Annotated in this window: 18 protein-coding genes and 1 pseudogene; 11 read left to right on the forward strand and 8 right to left on the reverse strand. The window is 48.0% G+C overall.

The window, feature by feature from the left end; translation table 11 throughout:
- Nucleotides 1-233 (reverse strand): annotated as a pseudogene (locus RMO52_RS16015) (UDP-glucose--tetrahydrobiopterin glucosyltransferase); the annotation flags it as partial.
- 148 nt (nucleotides 234-381) lie between these two features.
- Between RMO52_RS16015 and RMO52_RS16020 the strand changes: the two are divergent.
- The 5 genes from RMO52_RS16020 to RMO52_RS16040 all read left to right on the forward strand — a co-directional run bounded on the left by RMO52_RS16020 (nucleotide 382) and on the right by RMO52_RS16040 (nucleotide 5,091).
- Nucleotides 382-756, forward strand: coding sequence for a VanZ family protein (locus RMO52_RS16020; RefSeq protein ID WP_310416073.1), 375 nt, complete (start codon nucleotides 382-384; stop codon nucleotides 754-756).
- A gap of 152 nt (nucleotides 757-908) precedes the next feature.
- Entirely contained in the window at nucleotides 909-1,913 is a 1,005-nt protein-coding gene (locus RMO52_RS16025; protein WP_310416077.1) for a serine/threonine-protein kinase, read from the forward strand.
- A 543-nt stretch (nucleotides 1,914-2,456) separates the two neighbouring features.
- Complete coding sequence (atpD, locus tag RMO52_RS16030; RefSeq protein WP_310416080.1) at nucleotides 2,457-3,908, forward strand: F0F1 ATP synthase subunit beta; 1,452 nt, start codon at nucleotides 2,457-2,459, stop codon at nucleotides 3,906-3,908.
- 163 nt (nucleotides 3,909-4,071) lie between these two features.
- Complete coding sequence (gene atpC / locus RMO52_RS16035; protein WP_310416082.1) at nucleotides 4,072-4,476, forward strand: ATP synthase F1 subunit epsilon; 405 nt, start codon at nucleotides 4,072-4,074, stop codon at nucleotides 4,474-4,476.
- Nucleotides 4,477-4,626: 150 nt separating this feature from the next.
- Nucleotides 4,627-5,091, forward strand: a complete 465-nt coding sequence (locus RMO52_RS16040) for a phosphate-starvation-inducible PsiE family protein (protein ID WP_309742269.1) — start codon at nucleotides 4,627-4,629, stop codon at nucleotides 5,089-5,091.
- A 206-nt stretch (nucleotides 5,092-5,297) separates the two neighbouring features.
- Here RMO52_RS16040 and RMO52_RS16045 read toward each other — a convergent pair whose 3' ends face one another.
- On the reverse strand, nucleotides 5,298-5,930 hold the full coding sequence (locus RMO52_RS16045) for a pentapeptide repeat-containing protein (protein ID WP_310416085.1): 633 nt from the start codon (nucleotides 5,928-5,930) through the stop codon (nucleotides 5,298-5,300).
- Nucleotides 5,931-5,954: 24 nt separating this feature from the next.
- Nucleotides 5,955-7,622 carry a bifunctional 3,4-dihydroxy-2-butanone-4-phosphate synthase/GTP cyclohydrolase II gene (ribBA, locus tag RMO52_RS16050; RefSeq protein WP_396135020.1) on the reverse strand — a complete coding sequence of 556 codons (1,668 nt, stop codon included), beginning with the start codon at nucleotides 7,620-7,622 and terminating at the stop codon, nucleotides 5,955-5,957.
- 197 nt (nucleotides 7,623-7,819) lie between these two features.
- Here ribBA and argC point away from each other — a divergent pair, with 197 nt between their 5' ends.
- Entirely contained in the window at nucleotides 7,820-8,881 is a 1,062-nt protein-coding gene (argC, locus tag RMO52_RS16055; protein WP_310416088.1) for an N-acetyl-gamma-glutamyl-phosphate reductase, read from the forward strand.
- A gap of 98 nt (nucleotides 8,882-8,979) precedes the next feature.
- Entirely contained in the window at nucleotides 8,980-9,711 is a 732-nt protein-coding gene (locus RMO52_RS16060; RefSeq protein ID WP_310416091.1) for a TIGR04283 family arsenosugar biosynthesis glycosyltransferase, read from the forward strand.
- Here RMO52_RS16060 and RMO52_RS16065 read toward each other — a convergent pair.
- The 3 genes from RMO52_RS16065 to RMO52_RS16075 all read right to left on the reverse strand — a co-directional run bounded on the left by RMO52_RS16065 (nucleotide 9,708) and on the right by RMO52_RS16075 (nucleotide 13,204).
- Nucleotides 9,708-11,267: a mercuric reductase gene (locus RMO52_RS16065; protein ID WP_310416094.1), complete on the reverse strand. Its 1,560-nt coding sequence runs from the start codon at nucleotides 11,265-11,267 to the stop codon at nucleotides 9,708-9,710. The two genes, RMO52_RS16060 and RMO52_RS16065, sit on opposite strands and share 4 nt — an antisense overlap.
- A gap of 159 nt (nucleotides 11,268-11,426) precedes the next feature.
- Nucleotides 11,427-12,521 carry an arsenosugar biosynthesis radical SAM (seleno)protein ArsS gene (gene arsS / locus RMO52_RS16070; protein ID WP_310416096.1) on the reverse strand — a complete coding sequence of 365 codons (1,095 nt, stop codon included), beginning with the start codon at nucleotides 12,519-12,521 and terminating at the stop codon, nucleotides 11,427-11,429.
- A 74-nt stretch (nucleotides 12,522-12,595) separates the two neighbouring features.
- A complete protein-coding gene (locus RMO52_RS16075; protein ID WP_310416099.1) occupies nucleotides 12,596-13,204 on the reverse strand; it encodes a TIGR04282 family arsenosugar biosynthesis glycosyltransferase in 609 nt (202 codons plus the stop codon).
- Between the two features lie 49 nt (nucleotides 13,205-13,253).
- Between RMO52_RS16075 and RMO52_RS16080 the strand changes: the two genes are divergently transcribed.
- From RMO52_RS16080 to RMO52_RS16095, 4 genes are all read left to right on the forward strand, one after another.
- Nucleotides 13,254-13,874, forward strand: coding sequence for a class I SAM-dependent methyltransferase (locus tag RMO52_RS16080; protein ID WP_396135021.1), 621 nt, complete (start codon nucleotides 13,254-13,256; stop codon nucleotides 13,872-13,874).
- Nucleotides 13,875-13,949: 75 nt separating this feature from the next.
- Nucleotides 13,950-14,213 (forward strand): hypothetical protein, encoded by a 264-nt coding sequence (locus tag RMO52_RS16085; protein ID WP_310416104.1) that lies wholly within the window; start codon nucleotides 13,950-13,952, stop codon nucleotides 14,211-14,213.
- A gap of 65 nt (nucleotides 14,214-14,278) precedes the next feature.
- Nucleotides 14,279-14,578 (forward strand): type II toxin-antitoxin system HigB family toxin, encoded by a 300-nt coding sequence (locus RMO52_RS16090; protein WP_310416107.1) that lies wholly within the window; start codon nucleotides 14,279-14,281, stop codon nucleotides 14,576-14,578.
- A complete protein-coding gene (locus RMO52_RS16095; RefSeq protein ID WP_310416110.1) occupies nucleotides 14,562-14,960 on the forward strand; it encodes a transcriptional regulator in 399 nt (132 codons plus the stop codon). The genes RMO52_RS16090 and RMO52_RS16095 overlap by 17 nt, the downstream gene beginning before the upstream one ends.
- On the opposite strand, the gene RMO52_RS16100 is transcribed toward RMO52_RS16095, so the two are convergent.
- Both RMO52_RS16100 and RMO52_RS16105 read right to left on the reverse strand, forming a co-directional pair.
- Entirely contained in the window at nucleotides 14,949-15,182 is a 234-nt protein-coding gene (locus tag RMO52_RS16100) for a hypothetical protein (protein ID WP_310416113.1), read from the reverse strand. The two genes, RMO52_RS16095 and RMO52_RS16100, sit on opposite strands and share 12 nt — an antisense overlap.
- Nucleotides 15,166-15,441 (reverse strand): BrnT family toxin, encoded by a 276-nt coding sequence (locus RMO52_RS16105; RefSeq protein WP_310416116.1) that lies wholly within the window; start codon nucleotides 15,439-15,441, stop codon nucleotides 15,166-15,168. Before RMO52_RS16105 ends, RMO52_RS16100 begins: the two co-directional genes overlap by 17 nt.
- Between the last annotated feature and the right edge of the window lie 182 nt (nucleotides 15,442-15,623).

A 15,623-nucleotide genomic window follows, 5' to 3' on the forward strand; every position in this document is an offset into this window, starting at 1 on the left:
GCTTGCTCCTGAGTTTGCGCGGTTAGTTGAAGTTCGCCAGGGACTTGCAAGATCGACAGATCGCCTAAGTACGAACCTTCGGGTGCGACGATCTCGATCGTGTGTCCGCGCGATTGGAGTTCGCGAGCGAGGTTGGCGATCGTCAGTTCTACGCCGCCACCCAACCCAGAACCCAAGGCACCTACCGGAGTGGACAGGATCAGAATTTTTAGTTTGTGGTGGGACGATGGCATATTCACAGGCAACACTCTAAAATCAACGTCTTCAATTTTACAGCCGTTTATGGGCGGCTAAACTCAGGTTTGAAGGCACCATTGTTAACATTTCTGGATCTAAAGGGATTATTATTGTGGTCGATCGAGATCTGCTGTAATTGACAATATGCGCCTAAACCGCTGGCTACCTTTTGGCTTATTTCTAATATTTATAACTGGCATTATCATTGGGATGAATCTGGGACGGTTCGGGCGGATTGTCGCTGTAGTCAACAGTTTACCGCTTGGTGACAAGGGCGGACATTTGCTGTTTATAGGAATGTTGACATTTTTGTTAAATCATGCTCTCAATGGACGGATGCTAAAGATCGGACGTCTCAAGATCTTATTAGGATGCACGATTGTAGCTGTGGGCATCACCATTGAAGAAGTTTCCCAAATCTGGATACCCTTACGGACGTTCGATCTGGTGGATTTGGCGGCAAATTACTTAGGCATTGCATTTGCTGGTTGGATCTGGTCGATCGGGAATCGAGTCTAGTTGACGCGAAACTATACTTACTCGACACTCGATCTCTACTCATCCGCAGTCAAAAGATACTTGAATTGGCTGAGAGTGCTTGGGAGCAGACCTAGTATGATGTTGAAATATTGAGTATTTCAGTTAGCTCGGGATGCCGATCGATTTTTACTATGACTGATGCTACAACCGATCGCCAGCGCACATCATCAGATATCGAACAGCATTCATCCCACTGGAAGCCTAACTGCGCTGATGGTCAGCTCCTAGCCGATCGATACGCACTGCGATCGATCTTGAGCCGCAGCAGTTTTGGGATGACCTGGTTAGCGCAGAATGTCTATTTACCAGGACAGCCGTTATGTGTTGTTAAGCAATTGGCACCACAATTTACCGATCCGCAGTTGGTGGCAATAGCACGAACTAGATTCGAGCTAGAAGCAGTTAGTTTGAGTCGGCTGGGCACTCACGCGCAGATCCCTTCGCTACTGGATTATTTTCAGATTGGCACCGATTTGTACCTAGTCACGGAATACATCCCTGGTAGTGTCTTGCCCCAAATTATTGCCAAGCAGGGCAGATTTACCGAACCAGAAATCGAAAACTTTTTGGAGCAAATGCTCGCATTATTAGAGTATATTCACTCCCAGCACACGATCCACTGCGATATCAAGCCTCAGAACATTATTTTATGCCAAACCGATCGCCGCTTTGTACTGATTGATTTTGGTGCGGCTGCCGATCTCGATCCAGCTACGTCCGATCGCCTCGATACTAGTAGTGTCGCCGTCGGTACGCCCGGATATGCCCCACCCGAACAATTAGCCAATCGCGCGGTGTATGCTAGCGATCTGTACGCGCTGGGGATGACTTGCGTGTATTTGTTAACTGGCAGGGAACCTCGGCACTTGCCGATCGATCCGCGCACATGCGAATTAATGTGGTCTGAAGATGTCGATATCAGTCCGGACTTGGGCGAGATCGTTTCCAAACTGATTCAGGTGCCCTTAACCGAGCGCTACTCTTGTGTCAGTCAAGTTGTAACAGCTTTAGAAAACCGCGCGGTTCGAGCCAAGTTACGCACTTACCTAGACCAAAAACACGCCATCTCCAAAACCGATCGCATCGATGGCAACCCTTATCCGGCTGTGGTGCATTGGGCATTGGAAATCAAGTAATGAAACAAAGTGGATAGGGAATAGGGAATAGGGAATAGTGGATAGCTTGCAGTGAGCGACAGCCGAGGTGTGGATAACGAAAAATGCGATCGAGATCTGCGCTCTCATTAGTCACCAATTAGCGAATGCCGCTTGACGCTGAAGTTCTTAAGTAAATCCTGATAAATACCCACAGTACAGTGCGCGTTCGATGATAAACTAACAAACAGCCTTGAAAAATATTAATAGTAGCTAAAAACTGGATCGAATTAGGATCGGTAGATAGCGATTAGCTCTGGTATTGCCAAGCCGACCGCCGCGCGATCGAGAGTGTAAACTTCTAGACTAGCGGCTCGATCGTCAAGACTCCAGACCCAAATTAATGGAACTAATCGCCGATCGCTGACACCTAAAAGTAGCCAAATCTTGCGATCTGGCTGACTGCATCGATCCGCCAGCGCCGAGGCTAATCTGCAACTTCGATCGGGTCGATACTCGTACTCAGCGAAGTCTAGACTACACCAAAGCTATAGACAAAATCACACAATAATAAGTAACGCGCACATGGCTAGCACCGCAGAAAAAACAAACGTGGGGAGACTCACCCAAGTTATTGGTCCAGTTGTGGACGTAGAATTTACTGGTGGCAAGATGCCCCAGATTTATAGTGCCCTCAAAGTTGAAGGTAAAAATGAAGCTGGACAAGACGTGTCCGTAACCTGTGAAGTACAACAACTGCTGGGCGATAACCAAGTTCGTGCCGTTGCCATGAGTACCACCGATGGGTTGGTACGCGGGATGGAAGTCACAGATTTGGGCGCACCGATTAGCGTCCCAGTGGGAACTGCTACCCTCGGTCGGATTTTTAATGTCTTAGGCGAAGCCGTAGACAATCAGGGGCCAGTCGATACCCAAGACAGATCTCCCATTCACCGGGATGCTCCCAAGCTGACCGAACTCGAAACCAAACCTTCCGTATTTGAAACCGGAATCAAGGTCATCGACTTACTCACGCCTTACCGTCGCGGCGGGAAGATCGGTTTGTTCGGCGGTGCTGGTGTCGGCAAAACCGTCATCATGATGGAACTGATTAACAACATCGCGACTAATCATGGTGGTGTATCGGTGTTTGGTGGCGTGGGCGAACGTACCCGTGAAGGAAACGATCTTTACAATGAAATGATCGAATCTGGCGTTATCAACAAAGATAACCTCAACGAATCCAAAATCGCGCTCGTCTACGGACAAATGAACGAGCCACCCGGAGCCAGAATGCGCGTCGGGTTGGTTGCATTGACGATGGCAGAATACTTCCGCGATACCAACAAGCAAGACGTATTGCTGTTCATCGACAATATCTTCCGCTTTGTCCAAGCAGGTTCCGAAGTATCGGCACTCCTCGGTCGGATGCCTTCAGCAGTAGGTTATCAGCCGACTCTGGGTACTGACATGGGTGACTTGCAAGAACGGATTACTTCGACCAAAGAAGGTTCGATTACCTCCATCCAAGCAGTATACGTGCCTGCGGATGACTTCACCGACCCCGCACCTGCGACTACCTTCGCTCACTTGGACGGTACGACCTCCTTGTCGCGTGGTTTGGCAGCTAAAGGCATCTACCCAGCAGTAGATCCGCTGACTTCTACTTCGACGATGTTACAACCTGCGATCGTCGGTGCCGATCACTATGATACCGCGCGGGCTGTACAATCCACCCTCCAACGCTACAAAGAGCTGCAAGACATCATTGCCATTCTCGGCTTGGACGAACTTGCCGAAGAAGATCGCCTGATTGTTTCCCGCGCCCGCAAGGTCGAACGCTTCCTCTCCCAACCCTTCTTCGTTGCCGAAGTATTCACTGGTTCGCCCGGTAAATACGTCAAACTCGAAGACACCATCAAAGGATTCAAAGCAATCCTCAATGGTGAACTCGATGACCTCCCAGAACAAGCTTTCTACCTCGTTGGCGATATCGCTGAAGCGAAAGCTAAAGGTGAGAAACTGCTTAAAGGCTAGGAATTAGTGAATGGTGGATAGTGGATAGTGAATAGCACCATAGTTGGTTAGCGATGCCCAACCCATAGTGTGACTGCTAGATGGTGGGCAATACCTAGCCAAAAAACTATCCACTATCCCCTATCCACTATCCACTATCCACTATCCACTATAAAAACTAAATATGACACTAACTGTAAGAGTAATTGCCCCAGATAAAACTGTCTGGGACGGCACGGCAGATGAAGTAATTTTGCCCAGTATTACTGGACAATTAGGCATTTTAAGCGGTCACGCGTCGTTATTGACGGCTCTAGATACTGCGGTCATGCGAGTGAAGTCTGGGAAAGATAAATGGACGCCAATTGCGCTCATGGGTGGTTTTGCCGAAGTCGATAATGATGAAGTTACCGTACTCGTTAACGGTGCAGAATTAGGCGAAAAAATCGATCGCGAACAAGCTCAAAAAGAATTTACCCAAGCCGAGCAAAAGCTAACTAGTAGTTCTGCTGCTAACAGTCAAGAGCAAATTCAGGCTAACCAAGCTTTTAAACGCGCCAGAGCTAGACTTCAAGCTGCTGGAGGTTAGGACGATCGGTGGGTAATCTGTCTCGATCGAGTCTGGTATACTCGCTAAATAAATAACTATAATTTAGACCCTCTTAATTTATTAATTTAGAGGGTCTTGTTATGCGAATATGAGTGAAGAATCTAAATTTCTAATAAGTGAGAAAAAGCAATGATACGGATATTCCGAAGGTTAAAAGCTGTACTTACTGAAGATGAAAAGTTTCTAGAAGCGATCGAGCAAATTGAAGGTGTCGTCTCAAAACTGCTATCAATTGGGATGATTTTCGTGACATTCATCGCGATCGCTCAGTTGAGTTATGCACTTATTGAAAAACTCCTGCTGACGATCGAAAGACCCAGTAATGATAGCTTTAATACTACCCTATTTGAATTATTCGGACTATTTCTCAATGTTTTAATCGCACTAGAGATCCTCGAAAATATCACCGCATACCTCCGCAAACATGTTGTTCAAGTAGAATTGGTAATCGTTACCTCCTTGATTGCTGTCGCTCGCAAAATTATTATCCTCGACCTCGAAAAGAAGAGTAGTAGCGATCTAATTGCCTTAGCTGTTGCCGTTTTTTCTCTTTCAGTCGGTTACGCGATCGTCCACCAAACCAATCGCAAATAGAGTCACAACGATCTTCATTGACAGAATTAACGATCGTACATTACCAAAAAAATAAGTACACAGCTTCCCCATTTATGTGGAAATCCAACAAGATTGTCGGTGGATGCACTCGTCTGTCGTTTGTGAATCAGCAGACGCTACAAAAAACAGGGGAAGGTAATAATTAATTCTCAATTCTCAATTCTCAATTCTCAATTCTCAATTAATTACCTAGTGCCGCCCGGTAATAGCCGTTTGGGACGACCCAATCCAAGTGGTAGCCTATAGAGGCGCGGACGATTAATAATCGTAGTACTGGCTTCGTCAACGGGTGATGTCACCTTGACACCTATAGCACCAGCCAAATTTGCCCTGATTAAAGAGCTAGTACTGAGGTTGACACCAGTAAAGTTAGCTAGTGCTAAATTTGCGCTTGAGAGATCGGTTCTGGTGAGAATTGCACTGCTAAAATTGGTGCTGACTAGATTACCATAGGAAAGATCTGTTCCGGTCAGATTGGTATTGACGAAATTGACATTAACTAGGCTGGCTGCTTGTAATATCGCTCCAGTGAAATTGGTATTGGTAACACTAGATCCAGTGAGATTGGCACCACCGAGATTGGCATTGGCAAAATTTGTGCCAGTTAAATTTGCGCCGATCAGATTTGCTGCTTGCAGATCGGCATTTACCAACTTTTTGTTACTAAGATCTACACCGCTCAGATCGCAGCCGACGCATTTATTGGTAGTCATCAAAGTCTTGAGGTCGGCTACACTATAGGCATTCGCCGCAGGAGCGATGCCGATTGAGATGAGAACGCAGACAAAGGATAAACGGCAGCTCATTTTGGTAGTCATCCACTAGTTACAATCGACTCTAAACTAACAGAAGCTATAAATCATCTGAAGTTCCAATTGTGAATTTAGAGTAGAAGGTAATTGGGATTGGGGATACGTTTGACGATCGATTTTGGTTTGGAGTCCAGTTAGTGGATCTTGACCGTTTGCCACCAAAAATTCTAACCGATTGACTGGAGAGAGCGTCTTAATTTCATCTAATATCTGAAAGATCGCTCGCACATAAGGGTGATTTGGGTCTTTGTACCAGCCTTCGATCGCTAAATTAGCCTGGTCGAAGCCGAGATGAAAAGTGAGTGAGGGATTGCCAAATAAAGCAGTCCCCACGGGTCTAGCTTCCTCTTTGAGCAGGAGATTATGTGTCTGGGCGAGGTGACGAAGTTTATCCAATCGATCGTACCGAGCAGTGACATCTAGCGGTTCCTCATTCCAAGTAATCCCGACGGTAACGAGATAGGTTTGCAGCAGCATGTGACCGAGTTTTTCGGCTTTGGTGGCTAGATAGTCGTTATTGTAGTCATTGGCTTCGATTAATAATGGCACTCGATCGACCATTTCCAGTCCGTAGCCCTTGAGTCCGGCAATCTTGCGCGGATTATTAGTAATCAACCGAATCTTACTAATCCCCAAGTCGTTAAGCACCTGAGCGCCCACCCCATAATTGCGTAGATCCGCCGGGAAACCGAGGCGATTGTTAGCTTCGACCGTATCCAGCCCCAGATCTTGGAGCGAGTATGCCTTAAGCTTATTAATCAGCCCGATGCCACGCCCTTCCTGACGCAAGTAAACCACCACACCTGCCCCAGCATTCTCAATCATCTTCAGAGCGGCTTGGAGCTGCATCCGGCAGTCGCAGCGCAGCGATCCGAGGGCATCACCTGTCAAACATTCTGAGTGCATTCGCACCATCACGGGTTTGCCTACAAAGTCCGCCGGATTGCCCTTGACGATCGCCACCGTCTCGGTGGCATCGAGTAAGTTGCGATAGCCGTAAATCTGAAACTGCCCAAACTGGCTGGGCAGCTTGGTAATTGCCTCACGATGGACAAACCTGTCGTGCTTGAGCCGATAGCTAATCAGATCGGCAATACTAATAATCTTGAGATTGTGAGTGCGGGCATAGACAAATAAATCTGGCAGCCGAGCCATCGAACCGTCAGGATTTTGAATCTCGCAGATAACGCCCGCTGGAGCCAAGCCAGATAGTCTTGCTAAGTCTACCGCCGCCTCGGTATGTCCGGCTCGCTTTAAGACCCCACCTTCTTGCGCTCTGAGTGGAAAAATATGACCCGGACGACGGAGATCTTCGGGTCTGGTATCGGAGTCGATCGCTAGTTGAATCGTGCGCGTGCGATCGTCAGCCGAAATTCCGGTCGTGACGCCAAACTTCTGACTGGCATCGATACTGACGGTAAAAGCGGTTTGGTTGGGGTCGGTATTATTAGTCACCATCAATGGCAGATCCAACCGATCCAATTGGTTGCCCATCATCGCCAGACAAATCAATCCCCTTGCATGGACAGCCATAAAATTGATCCGATCTGCGGTAATGGTCTGCGCCGCACAGATCAGATCGCCCTCATTTTCCCGATTTTCATCATCTACCACCACGACCATTTTGCCCGCTGCAAAGTCTAATAAAGCGGTAGAAATCGTGTCAAACTCAAAATCGGATGTGTCAGTAGAAGAAATGGCTATCACAGATCGGTAAAATGTTGGTAAACTATATAGTCCATTCAAGCAAGTCAACGCCCTAGATCGATCGCCCGGAGTAAAACCCCGATCGAATCGCACAATTCAGACCTAATTTTGAATTTGGTGCCGAACTAGTTGGTATTTCTCACCATGAATATGGTACTAGTTTCTTTATTATAGAGGTCATAACATTCATGGGTGAGCAGATTAATCGCCTTCAAGTCGGGATTGTCGGTGCGTCAGGCTATGGTGGGGTGCAGTTGGTGCGCTTGTTGCAAGATCATCCCGCGATCGAGATTGCTTATTTGGGCGGCGACAGCAGTGCGGGTAAAAAGTTTGGAGATCTCTATCCCCATCTCGCTCATATCGTAAATTTAACCATCGAATCGATCGATGTCGATGTCATTGCCTCCCGGTGTCAGGCAGTATTTCTCGCCCTCCCCAATGGTTTAGCCTGCGAACTCGCCCCAAAATTGATCGCTAAAGGCTGTAGCGTCCTCGATCTATCGGCAGACTATCGATTTGCCGATCTCGATACCTATACCCAATGGTATAAGATTCCGCGTACCGATCGCGAAACCGCAGCACAGGCGGTCTATGGCTTGCCCGAACTTTATCGTGCCAAACTCCGCAATGCCAAACTCGTCGGCTGTCCCGGCTGTTATCCTACCGCCAGCCTCCTCGCCCTCTCACCCCTGCTCAAGCAAGGTCTAATCGATGCCGACACCGCCATCATCGATGCCAAATCTGGCACCTCTGGGGGCGGCAGACAAGCCAAAACTCATCTCTTGCTAGCGGAAGCCGATAACAGCATTACGGCCTACAGCATCGCCGGACATCGCCATACACCCGAAATCGAACAAGTTTGCAGCGATCTTGCCAGCCATGAAGTCAAAGTCCAATTTACCCCCCATCTAATCCCGATGGTACGAGGCATCCTCTCGACTGTCTATGCCACGATCCGCGATCCCGGCTTAGTCACCGAAGACTTAATTACCATTTACAAAGCTTTCTACCGCTCCTCTCCCTTCGTCCGCATCTTAGAAGGCGGCATCTATCCCCAGACCAAATGGGCAGCAGGTACCAACCTCTGCTACATCGCCGTCGAAGTTGACGTGCGAACTGGTCGCGTAATCGTAGTATCCGCGATCGATAATCTGATCAAAGGGCAAGCCGGACAAGCAATCCAATGTCTCAATGCGATGATGGGTTGGGATGAAACACTCGGACTACCGCAGATGAGTTTTTATCCCTAGATAATTCACGATCAAAGCATTAAGGGTAAAGGGTAAAGGGTAAATTACTCTCCATGGTACCCACGCTCTTGGAGCCAAATCAGAAGTAGAAAAGGAAAATGCTCAGAGTCTCGATCGTGATTCCTACCCTGAACGAAGCAAATAGCCTTGGACGCACGCTAAGACAGCTTCAAGTCCTCGATCCACCGCCCTTAGAAGTGCTGGTGGTCGATGGCGGTAGTGAGGATGAGACGCTGGCAATTGCCCGAGTCGCTGGAGTCCAGGTACTAACGTGCGATCGTCGCGGACGCTCCGTTCAGATGAATTACGGCGCAAAGTTAGCAACAGGTGATGTTGTGGTTTTTTTACATGCTGATACGGGAGTGCCAGATGAACTCATCACGATTATCGAGGGGGTATTAGCAGATTCAGCCGTTGTCTGTGGCGGCTTTATTTCGCTGATGACTGGAGCGCAAACAACCCGCTGGGGAGTTTCACTGCACAATTATCTCAAAACTTACTATGCTCCTTTGCTGTTTAAACCCCGTTTGTTCTTCAAAGGATTGCGCCTTTTATTCGGGGATCAGGTGATGTTTTGTCGTCGGGCTGAGTTTTGGGAGTGCGGTGGCTTTGATGAGACACTCCCGATTATGGAAGATGGCGATCTGTGTTTGCGGTTGGTACAAAAAGGGCGAATTCGACAGGTAAATCGCGTCGTTCAGTCGTCCGATCGTCGCGTCGCTCATTGGGGAGCATGGAAAGCCACCGCGATCTACCTTTACGTCGGGGTTCTATGGGGAGTTGGCGTCTCCGCAGACTATCTCAAGCAGTTCTATGAGGATATTCGCTAACTAAATTTTGCGACCAGCTTTAACAGCACCTGAAGGGTGGGATTGACAAAGGTTTGGCGATAGTACTCGTCAGCCGCTTGCTTAATTGCCCCGGCTTGGGTTGGATAGGGATGAATCACTTGAGACAGTGCTTTAAGTCCTTGCTTGGTGACTATTGCCAGTGTGATTTCGCTAATCAGATCGCCTGCGTGACTCGCGACGATCGTTGCTCCCAGAATCCGATCGGAGCCGCGTCGCAGCAGAATTTTCACAAAGCCCTCTGTTTCGCCATCGGTTAAGGCTCGATCGACTTCTGAGAACGGAATGTGAATTGTTTCAGTGGCTATTCCTTGGGCTTGAGCTTCTGCCTCATAAAGTCCAACATGGGCAATTTCGGGGTCGGTATAAGTCACCCAAGGCATAACTAGACTGCTGAGCTTGCTGCGTCCGATGCCGAATGGCGCAAATAGAGCATTTTTGATCGCGATGCGGGCGGCGGCATCAGCGGCGTGAGTAAATTTCCACTTCATACAGATGTCACCTGCTGCATAGATGCGCGGGTTAGTGGTTTGCAGATAATCATCCACCACAACGCCAGTAGGATCGTAACTCACACCCGCTGCCTCTAGGTTGAGTTCTTCTACATTCGGGGATCGTCCTGCACCGATTAAAATCCGATCGACAATAACAGTTTGAGTTGCGCCTTGCTGCTCATAGTGGATCGCTGTGCCAGCATCCGTCTGCTCGACGCGTTTGACCGTGCTATTTAACAGGACGTTGAGACCTTCTCGTCCAAAGCGCTGCTCGATCGCTTGGGCGGCATCGATATCTTCCCGATCGAGCAAGTGCTCATTTTTGTGCAGCAGCGTTACTTGACTACCCAGCCGCCCAAAGGCTTGCGCGAACTCACACCCGATCGGACCGCCGCCAATTACCGCGAGCCGCGCTGGTCGATCGACCAGTGAAAAGACGGTTTCATGGGTGAGGAATCCAGCTTCCGTCAGCCCAGGGATGTTGGGATGAGCGGCACGGGCACCTGTGGTAATCGCTGCCTTCTTAAAGCGCAGCAGCCGACCATTGACTTCGACGGTTCGTTCGTCTACGAATGCGGCATTGCCCAAAAACACATCAATGCCCTGAGAACTAAATTCTTTAGCCGAATCATGAGTGCTAATCTCGGCTCGAATCCGCCGCATTCGCTCCATCACCGCTGCAAAATCAACATCTACTTCTGCGGGTGGACGAATGCCAAACGGCTCAGCATTGCGGATTGTCGCAGCGACTCGCGCCGACTGAATCATCGTTTTAGAGGGCACACAGCCCAAATTTAGGCAATCACCCCCCATCAGGCTTTTCTCGATCAGCGCAATTTTCAATCCCAGTTTCAATCCTGCTGCTCCAGCCGCCACAACCAGTCCAGCCGTTCCCGCCCCAATTACAACGAGATCGTATAGCGGAGCGGGTTTGGGATCGACCCAATCGGGGGGATGCACCTGAGCGAGTAATTCCTGGTTGTACCGATCGAAGGGTTGAACGGCAGGTTCGTCGAACAGCATATGGTTAAGGTGTTGTTTCATAAGACCTCATGCGAAAGTAGAAACATAATCTTTTTCAATAGAGTTTTTATCTAAAGCTCCCCCTGTCTTGAAAAGGTGCTTCACTTGGGCAAAGCCCAAGAACGCACTTTTCGCTATTCCCTATCCCCTATCCCCTATCCCCTGACTTTTGCAGAAAGTCTATACAATCGCGCCGCTGCAAGAACTCCCAGATCCAGCGGTACAGCCAAAGCAATGAAATCCGGTGACAATATCGCGTTGAGCCAGCAGCGTGGGGTTAAAATCGCGAATATGGGGTCGATGGCCATCGGGTTGTTTGGCATCTAAATCCAGCATTTGATTGAAGTCGCAGTCGAAAATGCGACCATCCCAGGAAATAGATAGCGTGTTGCGGCACATCAATCCTGAAATCGTGCTGGGATTGAAAGCATTCACAAGCCTTTCCATGTATGCCTGTAAGCTACCTGATGTTTCGAGCCACTCCAGAAACCGCGCGATCGGCATATTGTTGAGGGCGATTAGGCGATCGAAGGTAATGCCATAATTTTGCTCTAATCCTGCTCTCCATTCTTTTTCGATGCAAGGATTATTTTTCGCGAGGCAAGTTCCCAACGGATTTGTGACCAATACCAACTGTCGCTGAGGATCGCCCTTACCATAGCCCACGGCATTCAATCGCTGCAACGCTTCGATCGATTTCTCAAACGTGCCATCGCCGCGCTGGGCATCGGTTCCTGGCTGCTGATAGTGCGGCAACGAACAAACGATCTCGACACCTCGATCGCCCAGCCATGCGGGCAGATCCTGCATTCGCGGCAACAGCAGCACGGTTAAATTACAGCGATCGATGACATGCTTGCCCCGTGCGACACAGAGATCTACAAGATCGCGAAAATGCGGGTTCAGTTCGGGCGCACCCCCGGTGAGATCGACCGTATGAGCATCCGTTCGATCTAGAGCTTGCAAACAGGCATCGATTGTCGATCGATCCATGTTCTCAGTCGTGCGGGTGGGGCCTGCATCGACATGGCAATGGCTACAGGTCATGTTGCACAACTTACCGAGATTGATTTGAAAGATCTCCAGTCTGCTGGGTTCAAGGCGTTGCCACTGGTGAACCGCTAAGGTTCGAGCAAAGTCGCCCTGCATCTGCGACCAGTCGATCGCTGCTAACGCCGCCCGTTGTTGCTGGGGGTCTGCCAGCCGCGATCGTCCGTACAAATCTGTTGCTTTAACCTTTGTCTGAATTCGTTCGTGTTGCTGCTCGATATCCATCCTTAAGTCTCATTACATCTTCGTGCTATTTAAGATTTTATCGTTTTCAGATAGCTGGAAACCTCAATTCAAAGTTATGATTTGAACCTATCCCAAACAGGTAAATCCTCTGGTCGATCGACATCCGCGAGCATCGGCAGACAACTGAGGGATAAGTTTAGATTGCTGGCGATATCTACTGTTTGCTGAAATACGCGATCGGTACTCCATGCGATCGACTCGAACAATTCAGGCACAGACCGTCGCAGCCCAATAAGGTAGTAGCCACCATCAGTTGCGGGGCCTAATACTAGATCGGTCTGCTGTAGAGCCTGAAACGCTGCTGCCAGCAACGCGGCAGTCAACTCTGGACAATCTGTGCCAATGATGACGCTTGCCTTCACGCCGCGATCGAAGCCGACTTGGAACGCCTGCGCCATCCGAGATCCTAAATCACCTTGGGGCTGCGGCTGATACTGTAATGCCCCTAACCACGTTTGCATCCGATCTCGAGATCCGCCAGCAAACCAGACTTCAACGCTAACTGGATGGCTTTGCTGCAATAATTTGACTTGAGCTAGCGTTTGCTCGGTCATCTGGCGATGCAAGTCCGCTGCCGCCACGTCGCCTAATGCAGGAATCAGGCGCGTCTTGGCCTTTCCTGGCTCTGGGTAACGAGTAAAAATAATCAGGCGATCGCTCACGAAGTTACCTGTGTCCTTATTTTTGAAATCTTTGAGTCAAACTGTATTTATGGAAGCAAATGTGCGCGAACAGTACAACAAAATGGCAGCAGTGTACGATCGGGTCTGGAGTCGCTACATTTTTAGAAGTCTATCGTTTCTGAAAGACTGGGTGCAGCTCGATCCTCTCCATATTGTACTAGATGTTGCTTGCGGCACTGGCACCTTTGAACGCTTGGTACTGATCGAGCAGCCCACTCGATCGATTAGTGGTGTCGATCTGTCCGAGAAGATGTTAGAGATTGCGGCTAAAAAGTGCCGCGATTATCCGAATGTCTCGTTTCAGAATGCTTCGGTCGCGGCATTGCCGTTTGCCGATCGCAGTTTTGATGTAGTAGTGTCGGCAAGTGCCTTTCACTACTTTGACAATCCAACCGCCGCATTGATTGAAATGAAACGAGTCCTCCAGCCTGGTGGTGAACTGGTAATCCTCGATTGGTGCAAAGATGATTGGTTGTGTCGGCTGTACGATGTTGTTTTGAGGCGGTTCGATCCCGCGCACGAACAGTGCTACACCCAAGCTGAATTTCACCGCTTTCTAACCGGAGCAGGCTTTCAAATCCAGCGCGCCACCCGATTTCGCATCGGTATAGCGTGGGAATTAATGGTTGCGACTGCCAAGCCGATCTAGCAACCTGCATACATAAGCGATCTAAATCTATTCGATCGCTTATTATGAAATTACATTCGATCGGGAGTCACAATAATGTCTCTAGTCCAACTCATCCCAATTGTTAACGATCTCAGCCAGCCAGATAAACTCCAACTGTTTAAGCTCTTAGCTGCTCAAATCCCTGAAGCTGATTTACAAGTTATCTTTTCAGCTACAGAATATCCGGTTGGATCGCCTTATGAATTGACGGAAGCGGCAGATATCATGAAGCAGATGATTAAAGGCGACAGAGAGGCATCTGCGCGAGCCTCTTCTAGGCACGCGGGAACGAGTAAATTCCTGTCGATCATAACTTGAGGCTATGATTGAGAATATGCCGCCATTAGATAGAAAATAACAAAATTAACTGGAAAAGCTAATGTATGCATTTAATTGCAATCCGCAATTTGCGAGCTGATGCAGCTAAGTACCCAGATACGCAAACAGTAATTGAAGAATGGTACAAAGTTGTCAACACTGTATCTTGGCAGAATCTTGAGGAAGTTAAACAGATTTATCGCGATGCTGAAGCTGTTGGTAACTTTACTGTCTTCAATATCAAAGGAAATAAGTATCGGTTAATTGTAGATATCAATTATGTCAATCAAACTATCTACCACAAATATTTTCTAACTCACGCAGAATACGATAAGGATTCTTGGAAAAATGACGATTACTTTTGATAGAGCAGTATATGTCAATCTTTTAGCAGACTTTGTTCCTGAAGTTATTACATCAGAAGCAGAGTACGATCGAGCCTTAGCAATTGCAGAGCGTCTAGTTGCTAATCACAATCTAAGTAATGAAGAATCAAAATTTCTATCATTAATTGTGACATTAATCGAAGACTATGAAGGCAGGCATTATCCAATGGGTGATGTCACGCCTCATGCAGCTTTGTTACATCTAATGGAATATAGCGGTACTAGTCAAAGCGATTTAGTTGGATCGATTGGTTCTGCTGAGATTGTATCTGACATTGTTGATGGTAAACGATCGATCGATCCCATCCAAGCTAAGGCTCTTGGTGAATATTTTCAGGTTTCTACTAGTTTATTTATTTGAAATTAGATTACTTTGCTGGGCTTGATTCTGTTGAATTAGTCTCATCAATAGCCGCAACCCTTCATTAACAGCCCCAGAATCAGGGAAAACTGTGGCGACATCAGGATCTAGCTCGACAGTGAGGTGCGACTTTTTGCGTCCCTGCCCACGGGCAACAACAGTTAGTTGAGTAAAATCGTATTCGGGGCGTAAATCATCATCCATTTCAGAGATCTGATTCATAAGCTTTACGTTCTTTGCGAGTAACTTGACGGGCACTAATTAGCCGCGTGGTACCTGCACGCTCGGTATAAGAGACAACGAGTAGTCGCCCTCTGGCTGATTCTCCCATGATAACGAATCGTTGCTCTTGAATGGAATGCTCTGGATCGGCAAAGGTTAAAAATAACGGATCGTCAAATACAGAAGTGGCTTCGTCGAAAGAAACATCATGCTTGGCAATGTTACTTTTGGCTTTTTCCTCGTCCCATTCAAATGACATAACTCCTCTTTACCAATTTCTCTTTCTAAATCTTATCAGGAAACAGTCGTCTCACTTAAGATCGAGCGAACCCAATCACATTTAGATCGAGTATTCAATTTCAGCAGATCGATCGTGATAGCTCAAATTCTTCTAGATAGACAACATAAAATGATTTTGCGTCACTAGCAGGAATTGATTTT

Origin of the sequence: Chamaesiphon sp. OTE_8_metabat_110 (assembly GCF_031382685.1) — a bacterium.
In the GTDB taxonomy this organism is placed as follows: domain Bacteria; phylum Cyanobacteriota; class Cyanobacteriia; order Cyanobacteriales; family Chamaesiphonaceae; genus Chamaesiphon.